The sequence below is a fragment of the Thiomicrorhabdus hydrogeniphila genome (assembly GCF_054656895.1).
Genome location: NZ_BAAHXL010000001.1, coordinates 39,125 through 57,273, shown reverse-complemented (window position 1 = coordinate 57,273; position 18,149 = coordinate 39,125). Strand labels below are relative to the sequence as shown.

General features: G+C 41.6%; 7 protein-coding genes and 1 CRISPR repeat array. All 7 genes read left to right on the top strand.

The window, feature by feature from the left end; all coding sequences use genetic code 11:
* Positions 1-5 precede the first annotated feature (5 nt).
* The 7 genes from cas1f to ACYQ0E_RS00155 all read left to right on the top strand — a co-directional run bounded on the left by cas1f (position 6) and on the right by ACYQ0E_RS00155 (position 18,049).
* Positions 6-953 (top strand): type I-F CRISPR-associated endonuclease Cas1f, encoded by a 948-nt coding sequence (gene cas1f / locus ACYQ0E_RS00185; RefSeq protein WP_460186249.1) that lies wholly within the window; start codon positions 6-8, stop codon positions 951-953.
* The gene (gene cas3f / locus ACYQ0E_RS00180; RefSeq protein ID WP_460186248.1) at positions 950-4,264 is read left to right on the top strand and encodes a type I-F CRISPR-associated helicase Cas3f; all 3,315 of its coding nucleotides are present in this window, start codon (positions 950-952) and stop codon (positions 4,262-4,264) included. The genes cas1f and cas3f overlap by 4 nt, the downstream gene beginning before the upstream one ends.
* Positions 4,265-5,527: a type I-F CRISPR-associated protein Csy1 gene (csy1, locus tag ACYQ0E_RS00175; RefSeq protein ID WP_460186247.1), complete on the top strand. Its 1,263-nt coding sequence runs from the start codon at positions 4,265-4,267 to the stop codon at positions 5,525-5,527.
* Positions 5,524-6,405 carry a type I-F CRISPR-associated protein Csy2 gene (gene csy2, locus ACYQ0E_RS00170; RefSeq protein WP_460186246.1) on the top strand — a complete coding sequence of 294 codons (882 nt, stop codon included), beginning with the start codon at positions 5,524-5,526 and terminating at the stop codon, positions 6,403-6,405. Before csy1 ends, csy2 begins: the two co-directional genes overlap by 4 nt.
* Positions 6,406-6,415: 10 nt before the next feature.
* Entirely contained in the window at positions 6,416-7,444 is a 1,029-nt protein-coding gene (gene csy3, locus ACYQ0E_RS00165; RefSeq protein ID WP_460186245.1) for a type I-F CRISPR-associated protein Csy3, read from the top strand.
* Between the two features lie 3 nt (positions 7,445-7,447).
* The gene (cas6f, locus tag ACYQ0E_RS00160; RefSeq protein ID WP_460186244.1) at positions 7,448-8,026 is read left to right on the top strand and encodes a type I-F CRISPR-associated endoribonuclease Cas6/Csy4; all 579 of its coding nucleotides are present in this window, start codon (positions 7,448-7,450) and stop codon (positions 8,024-8,026) included.
* A 131-nt stretch (positions 8,027-8,157) separates the two neighbouring features.
* A CRISPR array of direct repeats spans positions 8,158-15,270; the repeat unit is 28 nt; unit sequence GTTCACTGCCGCACAGGCAGCTTAGAAA.
* Between the two features lie 211 nt (positions 15,271-15,481).
* Entirely contained in the window at positions 15,482-18,049 is a 2,568-nt protein-coding gene (locus ACYQ0E_RS00155; RefSeq protein WP_460188682.1) for a plasma-membrane proton-efflux P-type ATPase, read from the top strand.
* The last annotated feature ends 100 nt before the right edge of the window (positions 18,050-18,149 follow it).

Genomic DNA, 18,149 nt, shown 5'->3' with positions numbered 1-18,149 from the left:
TTAAATTGGAACAATTAACGGATTTAAAAGCCATTTTACATTCAAAAAGAGCCAATATTTACTACTTAGAAAAATGCCGAGTCATGCAAAAAGACGGGCGCGTGCTTTACCTAACAGAAGACAAAGTTGAAAAGCAATATTGGAATATTCCGATTGCGAACACCACGGTTATTTTGTTGGGAACTGGCACTTCAATTACTCAAGCTGCAGTACGAATGCTTGCATCTGCGGGCGTGTTAATTGGTTTCTCAGGTAGTGGCGGAACGCCATTAATTGCAGCCACCGAGGTGGAATGGCTTTCGCCTCAAAGTGAATATCGGCCTACCGAATATTTACAAGGTTGGATGCAGTTTTGGTTTGATGATAGTAAACGTTTAGCGGTTGCTAAACAATTTCAACATGCACGTTTGAGTTTTTTGCAACGTGTTTGGGGTAACAATCGAGATTTACAAAATGCAGGATTCTATTTAGATGATATTGACATTCAAAAAGCCATTGAGCAATTTTCGAGTCAAATTGATTCCCGCGAAACAGTTCAAGACTTATTGTCATTAGAGGCGAGGTTTACGAAGCAGCTTTATAAAATCGCAGCTAATAGAACGCAACTTAAAAGTTTTACCCGAGAACATGATGGCATAGATACCGCGAATGCGTTTTTAAACCATGGTAATTACTTAGCGTATGGTTTAGCGGCAACCACTTTATGGGTAATTGGGATTCCGCACGGTTTTGCGGTGATGCATGGTAAAACACGTCGCGGAGCATTGGTATTTGATGTGGCTGACCTCGTTAAAGATTCATTAATACTGCCTTTAGCGTTTATCAGTGCCAATCAACAGTTAACCGAACAAGAATTTCGCCAGGCCTGCTTAAACGCTTTTACCGAGCAGCACGCACTAGACTTTATGTTTAATACGGTTAAAAAAATGAGTCTAGAAGGGCAAGCCTTATGATGGTCACATTTGTTTCTCAATGTGAGAAAAATGCACTTAAGAAAACGCGCAGGGTATTGGATGCGTTTGCTAACCGAATAGGAGATAACACATGGCAAACCCTTATTACTCAAGAAGGATTGAATACCGTCAAAAAACTGCTACGTCAAACCGCCTCAAAAAATACGGCTGTCGCTTGTCATTGGACACGAAATCGCCATCAAAGTGAATTAGTTTGGATTGTTGGTAAACGTAATAAATTTAATTTTTTAGGGCAGGTTCCCGTTAATAGCACGCAGAAAAACTTAATAAACACCCAATGGGAAAATGATTGGCGTTATTTGCCTTTAATTAAATCTCTTACCGCTATTTCTGCGTTGTTTCACGATTGGGGAAAGGCTTCTGATTTTTTTCAAGCCAAGCTAAAAGCCGGTAAACCTATTGCTGATCCATTACGCCACGAATGGATTTCTGTATTATTTATTGTGGCCATTTCAAAAGATAAAACGGATGAAGAATGGCTTAAAAAGCTAACTGAAAACAAAATTAATCAAGATGAATGGATTGCTTTACTCAGTAAAGAAAGCAACCCGCTGAAGTCATTACCGTCAGCAGCAAAATTGGTTGTTTGGTTGATATTAAGTCACCACAGATTACCGCAATTTAAAGAAAAAGAAGATATCGATAATTGGGCTGAAGACACACCAGCTAAGTCATTTGATGACTTGCTTAGCTATTTAAGTGCTGACTGGAGTTACCTAAATCCTAAAAACAGCAGCGAAGCTGAACAGTGTTTTCAGTTTTCAAAAGGGCTGCCATTGCAATCTCAAGCTTGGCAAAAGCAAGCAAAAAAATGGACCTCAAAATTTTTAGACTGTTCGAGTTTAATTGAAGAATCAATGCTAAACGGTGCTTGGCGTTTAATTCTGCAGCTCTCGCGCACCGCATTAATGTTGGGCGATCATCAATATTCATCAGCAGATACCGATCCAAAAATTGGGGATAAGCGTTTTCCGCTCTATGCCAATACCGACCGGAAAACCAAAGCCTTTAAACAGCGTCTAGATGAACACTTAATTGGTGTTATGCAGCAAGGTTTAAAAGCAGCACATCTATTACCAAGTTTTAATGGGTCAGAGGTCTTACCCGTTGCTCAGGATGTTCGAGTGCTTAAACAGAAAAGTCCTAAAGCGTTTCAGTGGCAAGATAAAGCCGTGCAGAAAATACAACAATGGAGACAGTCGCAGCCTGAAAGTAACTCACAAATACATTATGGTTTCTTTGCAGTCAATATGGCGAGTACAGGTAAGGGTAAAACCTTTGCAAATGCCAAAATTATGCGTGCTTTATCTGAAAACGGCGACAGCTTACGCTATATTTTGGCTTTAGGACTTCGTACATTAACGTTGCAAACGGGTGATGAATATCGCCATCGAATGGGTTTGGATGATACTGAATTGGCGGTCTTAATTGGTTCTCAAGCGGTTTTAGAGTTACACAATCAAAGCAAAGAAGTTAAAGAAAAAACGGAAGGGATGTTTACAGGCTCATCATCATCGAACAGTCTTTTTGACGAAGAAATTGATTTTTCGGTTGAGTTGAATGACACCATTTTAAGCACTCTCCTTACCGATAGTAAAAGCCAAAAATTTCTCTACGCTCCTGTATTAAGTTGCACCATTGATTATTTAATGAAAGCCACCGAAACCATCAAAGGGGGGCGTTATTTATTGCCTGTTTTACGCTTGTTATCTTCAGATTTAGTCATTGATGAAATCGATGATTTTGATGGAAAAGACCTAGTTGCCATAGCACGTTTAATTCATCTGGCGGGCATGTTAGGTCGAAAAGTGATGATTTCTTCAGCAACCATTCCGCCCGATTTAGCGTTAGGTTTATTCAATGCGTATCAAACAGGGTGGCATATTTTTAGCCAAACCCGAGACGTCTCACAGAATATCGGTTGTGCTTGGGTCGATGAGTTTGGTAGCGTAATTGAAAATATCCGCTCAACCGCCAAGTCCGAAGTCACTGCTTATCAAGATGCTCACAAAAACTTTATAAACCAGCGAATTCAATCTTTGCAGAAGCAATCGGTTAAACGTAAAGCGTGTTTAGTGACTTGTCAGCCAAAACCGGCGGATAGTTTTGCTTTACCGGGTGAAGAATCGATGACTGAATCGGAGTATTTTGAAGTGATTCAATCCGAAATTATCCAAAAACACCATCAGCATGCGGTGACGGATAAGGCTTCACAAAAGCACGTGTCATTTGGGGTTGTTCGCATGGCGAATATTGCGCCTGTAATTGCCTTAACAGAGTTTCTGGCCGAAGCCGATTGGCCTGATGACATTGAAATTCGAATCATGCCTTATCACAGTCAACAAATTTTGTTGATGCGTCATTCACAAGAACAATATCTTGATAGCATTTTAAAACGCACCAATGAACAAGCGATTTTTGAAAATGAAGTGATTCGTTCGCACCTTAATCAAATTCAGCACAACCAAGTGATTTTTATTTTAGTCGCTACACCTGTTGAAGAAGTTGGGCGAGATCACGATTTTGATTGGGCAGTTGTTGAACCTTCCTCTTACCGCTCCATTATTCAATTAGCAGGGCGAGTATTACGTCACAGAGAAAAAGTCCCTCAAGAAGCAAATATTGCACTGCTGCAATTTAACTTAAAAGGCTTTAAAAGTGCTAAGAATGACACAAACAATCCAGTTTTTACCAGGCCTGGTTATGAAACCCGGCAGTTTCCATTAAAAACGCATGACTTAAAAGAGTTGATGGATTGGAATTTATTGCAAGAGCGTTTGGATGCTACACCTAGAATTCAAAAACCTGAAACCTTACAACCACAACAAAAACTGGCCGATTTAGAACATTATGCCATTCAAGAATCCCTTGCCAATTTCAATCAACAAGGTGCAAAAACCCATTCTGGCTGGTTAACTGAAGTTTGGTGGCTAACGGGGTTACCACAGCAAGCCAATCGTTTTCGTGAAGGCAGTCAAGGTGAAAAGGTCTATGCGGTTTATGAAGATGAACAGCTAAAATATAAAACCAAGTTTTTTACCCCCAAACTCGAAACGTTTGAAACATTGCATACCATTAATAACAAAAGGGTTAGTCAGCGTCTAAAAGAAAGGCTTTGGCTAGAAAGAGATTACCAACAACAGCTTTTTGAATTGGCCAAACAAAAAGGGGATTCTGTGAAAAACACAGCTTTGAAATATGGAGAACTGAACTTGCCTATTTATCAAACAGACCAAATAGAAACATTTGAATACAGCCACGAATTAGGATTAAAAAGGGGAGGAAATTAAATGCTCGATCCAGCGATTATAGAATTTCTTGAGTTACGCAAAAGCGAGCGGCTCAAGAAAAAAATAACGGCCAGTATGACCGATGAAGAACAAGCGATTGAAACACAACTTATTCAAGAAGCTTATCAACCCGCAGTTTGGATTGCAGATGCAGCCAAACGAGCTGGGCAACTTTCATTAGTCAGTCATCCGCCTAAATTTAGCCATCCCAATGCCAAAATCAATCATATTTTGGCACAGGCAGATTTTAATGCGGATGGTTATTTGCGTTCAGGCAATCTTCAATCAAAAGAGGATGTGATTGGGAATGCTGCAGCCTTAGATGTCTTTAAGTTTTTAACTTTGGCATTACAAGATGAAAAAACGCTGCTGCAACATCTTGATGAAAATACCGAAGAAGTAAAGCAACAGTTCTCATTCCCTAATCAGAACTATGAGGAATTAAGAGCCGGCTTTTTGAGTATTAAAACCGATAAAGACCCTAGCTTACGAACACATGGTTCAATTAAACAGGTTTATTTCCCTATCGCTGAAAATGACTATCATCTACTTTCAATGCTTACCCCTTCGGGTGCCATGTTTGAACTTAAAAATCGTATTCGAGAAATTCGTTTTTCAGAACAAACAAAAGAGGCTAAAGAAGCGAAAAAGAAAAACATTGAACACGAAACAGGTTTTTCAGACATCTATGGCTTAACGACTATTGGATTTGGTGGCACTAAGCCACAGAATATTAGCGTGTTAAATTCACAAAATGGGGGGACCAGCTATTTATTACCTTGTTTACCGCCAACCTTGGCAGCAAACCACCAGCGTTTACCCAAAACAGACTTTTTTATTAACTGTATTAATCCTTGGCATTTAAAAGAAAGTTTTGAGACTTTTGACCGCTTAATTCAAGCCGACATTAATAATATTGACATCCGTCAAGGACGAGACAATGTGATGGGCTTTATTTTTGAACGTGTTATTGAAAAGGCATGGCAAATTCGTCAAATCGAAGCGGGTTGGAGTCAAAAAGAAGGTTTTCAGAACTTGCCCTTAGAACAAAAAATTTGGCTTGATAATTTTTATCAAGCTGAACGAGAAACGGATGATGAATGGTTACCAAAAATTAAAGAAAAGATCTCTCGATGGTTTTTATCGGTTTATTTAAACAAAAAAATTATTCAACGATCTAAGGCACTTGGAGCAGAACAAATAAAACCCGTAAAAGATATTCTTGACCAACAAGTGGAAGACCTGATGGGAGGCCTGCTATGAAATTGATTACTCTTCCGCACATTAAAGTTCACAATGCCAATGCCATGTCCAGCCCTTACACGATTGGTTTTCCGGCAATGACCGCTTGGTTGGGTGCTGTTCATGCTTTACAAAGAAAATTACAAACTCAAGGCTTTGAGCAGATTCGTTTTGATGCTGTTGGCGTAGTTTGCCATCATTTAGATTTACAAACTCATAAAGACGTTAATGCCTATGAATCCGTAATTATTGGCACAGCTAATCCTTTGGATAAGTCGGGTAAACGTCCTTCTTTTATAGAAGAAGCTCGCTGTCATTTAGAGGTGTCTTTGGTGCTTGAATACCAAGGCATTTATCAAAATGAAATGGCAGATTTTTTAAGCAAATTAAGCGAGATTTTATCGACATTAAAAATGGCTTCTGGTGATGTTTTGTCATTTAAAACGCCAGTTGCAAATGTGGTGAATGACGAAACCCAACATAGAAAATTAATGGCACAACTGATGCCTGGTTATGCACTCATCGAGCGAAAAGAATTAATGCAAGAGGCGATGGAGGCAGGGCAAGACGCTTTAGATGCTTTGTTAGATGGATTAAAGGTAACCCATTCTAGTCAACTTGATGAAGAAGGTCATGTTACTTGGTCGTCTAGCCGAGCACAATCGGGTTGGATTGTACCGATTGCAACCGGCTTTCATGGCATTAGTGAGCTTGGCAAAGCTCAGAACCAACGCGACAGTGAAACGCCACATCGTTTTGCCGAAAGCTTAGTCACACTGGGCGAATTTAAAATGTCTTATCGCATCACCGATTTAAACCAGCTGCTTTGGCGCTACCAAACCGATTTAACCAATAACCTTTATTTCTGTACCCAAACACAACACAATATTTCACAATAGGAGAAATCTCATGGCAAAAACAAACATTGCTTCTGTTTTAGCATTCGAAAAAAAATTAGTCCCTTCTGATGGCTTTATGTACGGCACGTCTTGGGATAATCGTAAATCTTCAGCAACACCTCTTGCATTAAAAGAAAAATCGGTGAGAGGTACCATCTCTAATCGCTTAAAAGCGGCGGTTCAAAAAGACCCATTAAAGTTAAATGCAGAAGTGGAAAAAGCGAATCTACAAAAGGTGGATAGCTGTGGTTTAGCACCTGAGCAGGACACCTTAAAATTGGCTTTTTCTCTTAAAGTGCTAAGTGGCGTTGAAAATCCGTCCGCCTGCAATAATCAAGCATTTAATACAACCTATACTCAGGCCGCCAAAGGGTATATTGAATCAGAAGGCTTTACAGAATTAGCCAAACGTTATGCCATCAATATCGCCAATGGTCGTTTTTTATGGCGTAATCGAGTGGGAGCTGAGCGTATTGAAGTCAATGTAAAAGTGATTAATGAAGGGTTGCAAACAGAATGGTCATTCGACGCATTGAGTTTTAGCACCAAAAATTTTGACCAAACCTCTCCAGAACTAGAGGCATTAAGTAACATGATTGCGGATGCTTTATCGGGCAAAACAGCATTTTTGCAACTTGAGATTCAAGCTTTCGCACAAATGGGTTCTGCCCAGGATGTTTACCCAAGTGAAGAACTCGTTCTTGATAAGGGTAATGCCAAAGGCACCAAAAGCAAAGTGTTATATCAAATTAACGGCATTGCCGGCATGCACTCTCAAAAAATTGGAAATGCTCTTAGAAGCATCGACACTTGGTATCCAGATTTTGCCGAAGTTACCACGGGGCCTATCGCTGTTGAACCTTATGGTGCTGTAACCAACTTAGGTATTGCGTACCGCAATCCAAAGCAGAAAGCCGATTTCTTTAGCTTATTTGATCGTTTTGCAACGGGCGAAACACTGGCTGCAAAAGAAGAGGCCCATTATGTAATGGCCGTCTTAGTTCGCGGCGGTGTTTTTGGTGAAAGTGGAAAGGAATAAACTATGAAATATTATCAGCAACTGCAATTGTTGCCTGATGCTGAAATTTCAGTTTATGTGCTCTGGGAAAAAGCCTTTCAGCAAGTGCATTTAGCACTCGCTGAAACTCAACAAGGTGATGTGAATAAAATTGGCATTACCTTTCCAGAATACAGTGCCGAAACATTTCAGCTAGGTGATAAGTTACGACTTTTTGCTTCCACCGAAGAAGAACTCAATCAGCTTAATTTAACGCAATGGTTTAATCGATTAGCCGACTATGTCCATATTAGTAGTGTTAGATTGGTTCCTGACACAATCACAGAATACACACTGTTTAAAGGATATAGACCCAAAAGTAGTAATGTGAGACTGGCAAGACGAAGAGCAAAAAGGCATAACATTACTTTTGAAGAGGCTCTAGAACATTTTAATGAACGAGAAGAAGAGTTTAGTCGATTACCTTTTATAAATTTAAAAAGTTTAAGTAATGGTCATCGGTTTAAGCTTTTTATAGCGTGTGATAAAAAAGTAAATGTAACAAACGACAAAATTTTTACCTCATATGGTTTAGGATTAAACTATGCATTACCTATGTTTTGACCTTTATTTTTAACAGTTAAGATTTTAGTTTAAAAATCAATAAGTTAAAGAAAGCCATTTTTTCATTGGTAAAACAAGGAAAAAATGGCTTTTCTATTTGAGATTAAAAGGATTTTCAGTTTTAATTAACTGTTCACTGCCGCACAGGCAGCTTAGAAACTATAACATCGAGCCTGAAAATATCATAGGGCGTTCACTGCCGCACAGGCAGCTTAGAAACGTAGACTTTTAGCAAAACCATCCAAGTCAAAGTTCACTGCCGCACAGGCAGCTTAGAAAATCCAAATCTAAAAGAGCCTCTAGCTCTGCATGTTCACTGCCGCACAGGCAGCTTAGAAAAGTATTTGATGGATACTGAGTATGGTATCAATGTTCACTGCCGCACAGGCAGCTTAGAAATGGTCAGAAACCGATGAAAGAACGCCTGTGAAGTTCACTGCCGCACAGGCAGCTTAGAAACAGAAAGATTATTTGCAAGTTAATAATCATTTGTTCACTGCCGCACAGGCAGCTTAGAAATTGAACAAACATCGGATTATGAATATCGTTAAGTTCACTGCCGCACAGGCAGCTTAGAAATGGAAACTGAAATGAAAAAGAAATGGCACGGCATTCACTGCCGCACAGGCAGCTTAGAAATGATGCAGACCTTTAACATCGAACCGGAAAACGTTCACTGCCGCACAGGCAGCTTAGAAATTAAAAAAGGTGCAATAGTACCTAAAACCAATGTTCACTGCCGCACAGGCAGCTTAGAAAATGCCAAGCAAAGACAAAGCCCAACACTTACTGTTCACTGCCGCACAGGCAGCTTAGAAACCTAAAAAATGCAGTGCTGCACCCATTGAAGCGTTCACTGCCGCACAGGCAGCTTAGAAATTAGTCGTAAGGATTTACATATCAAGTTCAATGTTCACTGCCGCACAGGCAGCTTAGAAAGTTACACCCTTCAGAACACCAGCTAATTCATTGTTCACTGCCGCACAGGCAGCTTAGAAACTGACCTTCTACGTCCTGCAGATGCCTTTTGAGTTCACTGCCGCACAGGCAGCTTAGAAAGTTACACCCTTCAGAACACCAGCTAATTCATTGTTCACTGCCGCACAGGCAGCTTAGAAACTGACCTTCTACGTCCTGCAGATGCCTTTTGAGTTCACTGCCGCACAGGCAGCTTAGAAAAATAGGCCGTTATCTAAAAGCCACACTCGTTCGTTCACTGCCGCACAGGCAGCTTAGAAAAATTTCTGATACTGCATATGCATCGGTGGTTTGTTCACTGCCGCACAGGCAGCTTAGAAAAGAATGATTACCGTTCTCAAACCATGCAATTCGTTCACTGCCGCACAGGCAGCTTAGAAATATGTTTGTGGGCTATCTTTATTATTAGGTTTGTTCACTGCCGCACAGGCAGCTTAGAAATATGTTTGTGGGCTATCTTTATTATTAGGTTTGTTCACTGCCGCACAGGCAGCTTAGAAAATCAAAAGCTATCGATGCAGCAGCTTATCCAAGTTCACTGCCGCACAGGCAGCTTAGAAATACAAAGCCACTAGCCATCGATTTTAGTGCATGTTCACTGCCGCACAGGCAGCTTAGAAAATTCAGGGCGAACAACTTTTGAATCCTCATAAGTTCACTGCCGCACAGGCAGCTTAGAAATAGTCGCTTTAAAAGAGAATCATGTAAACGTAGTTCACTGCCGCACAGGCAGCTTAGAAAGTCAGCATCTACAGTTAAAGAGCCTGCTTTTTGTTCACTGCCGCACAGGCAGCTTAGAAAAAGTTTTGATGATGTAACTAAAAATGATAAATGTTCACTGCCGCACAGGCAGCTTAGAAAGCATCAAAACCGTTTTTAACTTGCATCAGACCGTTCACTGCCGCACAGGCAGCTTAGAAATCTAAAGAAGATCTGTAATTGTGCAAAACAACGTTCACTGCCGCACAGGCAGCTTAGAAAACGTTAATGAGGCATAAGTGGTTGTGCCATCAGTTCACTGCCGCACAGGCAGCTTAGAAATAGAAAATTAACACCAATTGATATTGGTTGAAGTTCACTGCCGCACAGGCAGCTTAGAAATTACCCGATTCAACACCACCAAAAACGGCAGTGTTCACTGCCGCACAGGCAGCTTAGAAATTTTCTGCAAGCATACGACTGTGGCATAAAGCGTTCACTGCCGCACAGGCAGCTTAGAAAAATAGTCTTTGGAAATATGGCCTTTACAAGCTGTTCACTGCCGCACAGGCAGCTTAGAAACAGGCCGCCGCATAAGCAGTTAAAATATTAGTGTTCACTGCCGCACAGGCAGCTTAGAAAGTACCACGCATCTTCTGGCCAATATTCCCGCCGTTCACTGCCGCACAGGCAGCTTAGAAAGCATTGCATCAACCAGGCGTGCAACGTGTAGAGTTCACTGCCGCACAGGCAGCTTAGAAAATCAAGGGTGACTACCTGACCATCTGGCAGATGTTCACTGCCGCACAGGCAGCTTAGAAAAGTGTCAACTCCTCGGAGTACCCTGGAGACATGTTCACTGCCGCACAGGCAGCTTAGAAAACCCATTGGCCGCTACCTAAAAGCGACCCTAGGTTCACTGCCGCACAGGCAGCTTAGAAAATATCTTGCATCATGATCATAGAGAGTTGTAAGTTCACTGCCGCACAGGCAGCTTAGAAAATAAGTCATCAAAGTTGTTGTCTTTGACTTGCGTTCACTGCCGCACAGGCAGCTTAGAAACAAACATAAATCCTGCAACTGGCCAACCATACGTTCACTGCCGCACAGGCAGCTTAGAAATGAAACGGAGCTCGATTGGAACGATCTATTAAGTTCACTGCCGCACAGGCAGCTTAGAAAAAGAACCACAGTTCTTTAGTGAACGCCTAGAAGGTTCACTGCCGCACAGGCAGCTTAGAAATGTTTCATCGATTGATACGGCTTCCTGTCCCGGTTCACTGCCGCACAGGCAGCTTAGAAAAATTACGCTGTTTATGCCATTCATCTATAATCGTTCACTGCCGCACAGGCAGCTTAGAAAAATATTCAAACCCTAAAGAAACTGCAGCAGCAGTTCACTGCCGCACAGGCAGCTTAGAAAACCGTACCGCCGACAAATTCGCGCAGCTTTTTGTTCACTGCCGCACAGGCAGCTTAGAAAATAACGTAATGTTAAAGCTAGATTGTGAATATGTTCACTGCCGCACAGGCAGCTTAGAAAAACGAACGCGCCACCGTTGTTTGTCTTGATATGTTCACTGCCGCACAGGCAGCTTAGAAATCGTTAAAGCTTACACTTGACATGGTTTACTTGTTCACTGCCGCACAGGCAGCTTAGAAATAATCGGTTTTATCTGATCGGTGGCCTTTCTTGTTCACTGCCGCACAGGCAGCTTAGAAAACTTGCTATTCTTTTACGTGCTTACTTCGGAAGTTCACTGCCGCACAGGCAGCTTAGAAATCAGAGAAATTAGTCGCGCTTGGAACTATGACGTTCACTGCCGCACAGGCAGCTTAGAAATCCTGCGTCTTCTCCAGAACCGAAGCTGAATGGTTCACTGCCGCACAGGCAGCTTAGAAATTAACGAAAGCTGTAGTCGATAATTGAGTAGTGTTCACTGCCGCACAGGCAGCTTAGAAATGTTCATTATTCGAGATTCTAACCTGTTCATTGTTCACTGCCGCACAGGCAGCTTAGAAAACATGAAGAATGGTTATCTCATTCTAGGCATTGTTCACTGCCGCACAGGCAGCTTAGAAAAGTGGCAGGGTCTGAAGAATTAGTTGCTAAACGTTCACTGCCGCACAGGCAGCTTAGAAAACCATCATTAACGTGCAACGTTCGCTTGAGAAGTTCACTGCCGCACAGGCAGCTTAGAAAATGCTGAGAACGCTAATAGGTCAGCATAGGTAGTTCACTGCCGCACAGGCAGCTTAGAAAGTTGGACTAATCTCTAGGTTTGCGCTTAGGGCGTTCACTGCCGCACAGGCAGCTTAGAAATTTCCCACCACTTTTCCCACCAGAATGGGTATGTTCACTGCCGCACAGGCAGCTTAGAAAAGGTGGTTGCCACCAATCGCCACGATAAAATTGTTCACTGCCGCACAGGCAGCTTAGAAATCTAAAATCAAAATTGTATGCACTGTATGGCAGTTCACTGCCGCACAGGCAGCTTAGAAAATGGTAGCCAGCATGCTCTAAACTTATGGCGTCGTTCACTGCCGCACAGGCAGCTTAGAAAATAACCACCAGGCCTGGTGGATTTGTTTAAAAGTTCACTGCCGCACAGGCAGCTTAGAAATAACACACTAATAAACGGACTGTTAAAACCACGTTCACTGCCGCACAGGCAGCTTAGAAAAACATAAAGAGTTTAGCCGGCTCCATTTCAATGTTCACTGCCGCACAGGCAGCTTAGAAAAATGGCACAACTAAACGGAACTTTTGACGCAAGTTCACTGCCGCACAGGCAGCTTAGAAACCTCCCATCCAAGATGGGAAAATAATATATCCGTTCACTGCCGCACAGGCAGCTTAGAAATAAACTCGATGATATGGCTGAGACGAACGCAGGTTCACTGCCGCACAGGCAGCTTAGAAATTTACAGCGCCGTAGAAAAGGCTGTGCTTGAGGTTCACTGCCGCACAGGCAGCTTAGAAATGTTCAAATTTGGTTATATCAAACAAAGTTTTGTTCACTGCCGCACAGGCAGCTTAGAAATTGTATTTTTGGATAAATAAAATCCATAAAAAGTTCACTGCCGCACAGGCAGCTTAGAAAAAACGGAGAGTAAACAACGTCATCTCTATTAGGTTCACTGCCGCACAGGCAGCTTAGAAATATTAAACACTGAGCCATACGGCATAGCCAAGGTTCACTGCCGCACAGGCAGCTTAGAAATAATTTATCGGCGGTGGTTTGTGCTTCGGTTGGTTCACTGCCGCACAGGCAGCTTAGAAAGGCTAAAAATTTAACGACCGTTGCAACTGATGTTCACTGCCGCACAGGCAGCTTAGAAATTTGCCAGTTGACCAATAAGCACGGTCTTTGCGTTCACTGCCGCACAGGCAGCTTAGAAATTTAGAGAATGAAGTGATTAACATTTTTACAGGTTCACTGCCGCACAGGCAGCTTAGAAAAAACCACTGGTGGCAACCAACAAAATACCAAAGTTCACTGCCGCACAGGCAGCTTAGAAAAACACCAGGACCCACACAAGAAGAACTGGCATCGTTCACTGCCGCACAGGCAGCTTAGAAATGTATTAAATCTACATCACTCCAGGTGAGTGCGTTCACTGCCGCACAGGCAGCTTAGAAAAGAGTATCGCTTGCCGTTAAATTTAAAGACTTGTTCACTGCCGCACAGGCAGCTTAGAAAATTGCTCCAATTCGCACCGAGTATCACGGCCGGTTCACTGCCGCACAGGCAGCTTAGAAATTCTTCTCGGATTAATTTAGAGACTTGGGTTCGTTCACTGCCGCACAGGCAGCTTAGAAATTAGACCGTTCGCCCAATTGCACAAACGGGATGTTCACTGCCGCACAGGCAGCTTAGAAACTACAGCCATACCCGTACCCACCAATACATTAGTTCACTGCCGCACAGGCAGCTTAGAAATACTAGGGGTTCTCGAACAACTACAACGACTAGTTCACTGCCGCACAGGCAGCTTAGAAAACCATCAGCATAAAAAACAACAAACCAATCCAGTTCACTGCCGCACAGGCAGCTTAGAAAGATTAAAATTAAAACTGTAAAAACCATCTCACGTTCACTGCCGCACAGGCAGCTTAGAAACGCATTTTTAACCAAAGCTTGTGCTACGGTTAGTTCACTGCCGCACAGGCAGCTTAGAAATAACGCCCCTGGAATAACCATATCTTTAGCATGTTCACTGCCGCACAGGCAGCTTAGAAAAAAAGCACGGGCGATGCTTTAAATTCTGCATTGTTCACTGCCGCACAGGCAGCTTAGAAAAAAGTATCAACTCTTAAACAACATAGAATGTGGTTCACTGCCGCACAGGCAGCTTAGAAACAACCTGCAACGGCTAACGCACCTGCTGCACCGTTCACTGCCGCACAGGCAGCTTAGAAATACTAAGCTTAACAACGGTTGTATAGCTTGATGTTCACTGCCGCACAGGCAGCTTAGAAATGGTGTTTGTGATATTGACGATGGCGAGCTGCGTTCACTGCCGCACAGGCAGCTTAGAAAGCTAAATGTATTCCCCAAAGGAGGTACAGCATGTTCACTGCCGCACAGGCAGCTTAGAAAAATTGCATTTAACACCCCATCAATGCCCAAATGTTCACTGCCGCACAGGCAGCTTAGAAACAACATTTAGTACAACTGGCGTCATTGGTGCAGTTCACTGCCGCACAGGCAGCTTAGAAAATATTGTTGATGTCTTCATCAGAGAATTGGATAAGTTCACTGCCGCACAGGCAGCTTAGAAATTACATAAAAAGGATGTTCGTCTGTCACCTTTAGTTCACTGCCGCACAGGCAGCTTAGAAAATTTAGATTTCGTCCTCTACCCATTCAAGCTTGTTCACTGCCGCACAGGCAGCTTAGAAAATTTGGTCTTGAATTATGCGAGGTAAAACTTTGTTCACTGCCGCACAGGCAGCTTAGAAAGTATGGAATTAATGACTCGCATTGATGGGTTTGTTCACTGCCGCACAGGCAGCTTAGAAATCATGTTGAGTATGACAATATGTTTAATGTTAGTTCACTGCCGCACAGGCAGCTTAGAAAGTATTGATTTTTTACTTGAGTTTGAAATTGTGGTTCACTGCCGCACAGGCAGCTTAGAAAAGGAGAAACAAGAATGGACACTACTAAGCAGTGTTCACTGCCGCACAGGCAGCTTAGAAATGCACCGCCAACCAAGCCAAGCACTGGAATATGTTCACTGCCGCACAGGCAGCTTAGAAGTTTACCCCATGAAGGTTGAAGAGATGCCTCTAGTTCACTGCCGAACAGGCAGCTTAGAAGCAATAAACTATTGCATTTCCAATCATCACACCGTTCACTGCCGAACAGGCAGCTTAGAAATCTTCATCTACCAAAGATGACTTTTCAGATTTGTTCACTGCCGCACAGGCAGCTTAGAAATGATGTGAACCAACCGTGTAATATTAGCTGTAGTTCACTGCCGCACAGGCAGCTTAGAAAATGCGAACCCAGAAAAAATAATGCTTGCCAATGTTCACTGCCGCACAGGCAGTTTTAAAAATAATGACTTATGTGGGATTTATTTAACGATTATAAAGTTGATTAACATCATGATTTAGCGGTTTATTTTTATGTTTTAAATTTCTTCACGTAAACTATTTTTTTGTCTTTTAGGTTGGGTGTAAAATCAAAGGCAATATTAGTTTTATCTTGGAGTTATCTTAATGAATAGCACAGAGATTAAAATACCGATTATTACCTTAACCATCGTATCGAAGATTCACTCTCGGATTTTCAAGTTAACTTAAAAGACGGTTTATCCTCCACAGAAGCCCAGCAGCGTTTAGCTCGCTATGGGGCTAATCAAATCACAGAAAAAGAAGATCCTCTTTGGCACCGTTTTATTAAGCGTTTTTGGGGGCCAATTCCTTGGATGATTGAAACTGCCGCAATACTTTCTGCTTTTTTGCAAAAGTGGGAGGATTTTACGGTCATTATCATTATGTTACTTATCAATGTGTTGCTTGATTTTTTTCAGGAGCATCGTGCTTTAAACGCCCTTAAAGTTTTAAAACAACAAATAACCCAAGAAGTACGAGTATTACGTGATGGTCAGTATCAACGTATTGCTGCAAAACTGTTGGTGCCTGGCGATATTATTCGTTTACGAATTGGTGATGTTGTTCCGGCAGATGTTCAGCTTTTAAGCGGTGATTTTTTGTCGATTGATGAATCTTCTTTAACGGGGGAATCGTTGCCGGTAACCAAACGTGAAGGTGAGGTAGGTTATAGCAATACAGTGATTAAACAGGGTGAGATGATTGCCTTTGTGGTTAATACTGGTAGTAATACACGTTTTAATTCAGTGGTCGCTTTGGTTGCTAAAGCGTCGTTAAAAGAGCGTAGTCATTTTCAAAAAATGGTGATGAAAATTGGTAATTTTTTAATTTTTATTACCTTAATTTTAGTGGTTATGATATTGGTTGTTGGCCTATTGCGTGGCGAAGATATTTTTGAAATAGCCCGCTTTTCATTGGTACTTACGGTGGCGGCAATTCCTGTGGCACTGCCTGCTGTTCTCTCGGTAACAATGGCGGTAGGAGCGTTAAAATTAGCTAGAAAAAAGGCGATTGTTTCTCGATTAACGGCCATTGAAGAATTGGCTGGGGTAGATATATTTTGCTCAGATAAAACAGGTACTTTAACTAAAAATGAGATGCAGGTGGCCGAGCCTATTGTGTTTGAAGGCTATACTGAAGAAGAACTGTTTATTTATGCGGTAATGGCTTCTAAACATGAGAATCAAGACCCAATAGAGATACCGCTGTTTCATTATTTAGATGAAAAGTATCCACAATCTAATTGGACACAATGGCAACAACATAGTTTTAAACCTTTTGACCCTATCAATAAACAAACTTCGGCACAGGTTTCTTATCAAGATAAACAATATGAGGTGTATAAAGGCGCGGCACAGGTTATTGTAGCGTTAGCTAATCTTTCAGAAAATGCATTAATTGCAATTAATCAAAGTGTAAAACTGTTTGCTGATAAAGGGTATAGAACCCTAGCGGTTGGCGTTAAGGAGTTGGATGGCAGTATTAAATTGGTTGGCCTTATTCCATTAATAGATCCAGAAAGAGAAGATTCGACTGAGGTTATTCAGTCAATGCGAGCCAATGGTGTTCAGGTCAAAATGATAACCGGTGATAACGTGGCAATTGCAGTAGAAATAGGCCGTAGACTTGGTTTAAGTCAACGCAGTTTACGAGCCAGCGAGCTAACGGGTAAAGGCAATCATGAGTTGCTTGGTTTTGCTAAGGCGTTGAGTAATGCAATTTATCAAAAGCTTTATCCTGACGTTTCTCAAGTTAAAGCACGAGAATTCTCTGATGAAGTTATGCTGGCTTTGGAACAAAATTTTGATATACAAAACTTGGAACAAGAGTTTGTTCACACTCATGAATCAGTGCTAATTGATACTTTAGAGGCGGTGGATATATTTGCAGAAGTACGACCTGAAGATAAATACACAATTATTGAAAACTTGCAAAAAGCCAATCATATTGTGGGTATGACGGGTGATGGCGTTAATGATGCACCAGCGCTTAAAAAGGCCGACTGTGGTTTTGCCGTATCTAATGCGACTGATGCGGCACGTGCGGCGGCAGATATTGTATTAACGTCACAAGGCCTGTCTGTTATTAACAATGCAATTGATCAAGCACGTGTTACGTTTGAAAGAATGAAAAGTTACGCTACTTTTAGGGTGGCTGAGAGTATTCGTATCATTTTGTTTATGGCATTGAGTATTTTGCTCTTTAACTTTTACCCAATTACGACCTTAATGATTATTTTATTGGCATTGTTAAATGATATCCCTATTTTGGCGATAGCTTATGACAATACCAAAATTAGTAAAGCGCCTGTTAAATGGCATTTAAGTTCATTGCTTACGGTTTCTTCTGTGCTAGGCGTTGCTGGGGTAATTTCTTCTTTTATGCTCTATTTCTTTTTACGAGAACAAGGGTTAAGTGTTGAGTTAATTCAAAGTCTTTTGTTTTTAAAATTGATTATTGCAGGCCACAGTACCATTTATGTTACTCGTACAAATGATTGGTTTTGGAAAAGCCCGTGGCCATCTCCATTACTGTTAATGGCGACTTTTGGAACAGAAATCATTGCCACCATTATGGCGGTGTATGGTGTTTTAATTACGCCAATTGGTTGGGAATACGCTTTATATATTTGGCTGTATGCCGTGGTTTGGTTCTTAGTGAATGATGCGATTAAAATGGCGGTTTATAAAATGCTTAATACAAATCAAGTGGCGGTTTAAATTGGTTATTTATTAACCATGAAAGATTCATGTTAAGGGATTAGATTCAGTTTTAGATAAAATGTAGAAGAGCCAGTGTTTGGGTATTAAGTACCAAACA